Origin of the sequence: Aliiroseovarius sp. PTFE2010 (genome assembly GCF_049943335.1) — a bacterium.
Classification (GTDB): Bacteria; Pseudomonadota; Alphaproteobacteria; order Rhodobacterales; family Rhodobacteraceae; genus JBNFVY01.
The window spans coordinates 1-575 of record NZ_JBNFVY010000041.1; the positions used below are offsets into that span (position 1 = coordinate 1).

The 575-nt window shown below is 60.5% G+C and carries 1 protein-coding gene; it reads left to right on the plus strand.

What is annotated here, in order from left to right; translation table 11 throughout:
- Window positions 1–575, plus strand: a 575-nt coding sequence (locus tag ACP2AV_RS15685; protein ID WP_426373705.1) for an acyl-CoA dehydrogenase family protein, incomplete at both ends; no start/stop codon positions are given.

Below are 575 nucleotides of genomic sequence, written 5' to 3' on the forward strand. Positions count from 1 at the left end.
TTGCGCAACGATATCGACCTTCCGACACATTTCATGACGGACGAACAGCAGGCGCTGGCGGATCAGGCCGGCAAGTTCTTCATGTCCGAGTTCCATCATCTGAACGCGGAAATGGATGACACCGACGACCTGCCGCCGTCGGTCTTTCCCAAGCTGGGCGAAATGGGCTATCTGGGCCTGACCGTGCCGCCGGAATTTGGCGGCGCCGGGCTGGATTTCACATCAGCCTGCATCATCACCCAAGAACTATCACGGGCATCGGCGGCCATCGGGCTGACCCATCTGGCCCACGACAACCTGTGCGTCAACAACATCTACCGCAACGCCAATGACGACCTGCGCCGCAAGTACCTGCCGGGGCTGTGCAACGGCACGCTGATCGGGGCCCTTGGCCTGACCGAACCGGGCGCAGGGTCCGATGCGCTTGGATCGATGCGCACGACGGCGAAGAAGGATGGCGACGATTACATCCTGAACGGCGCCAAGATCTATATCACCAACGGGCCGATTGCCGATCTGGTGCTGGTCTATGCCAAGACCTCGCCGGAAAAAGGGGCCAAGGGTATTTCCGCCTT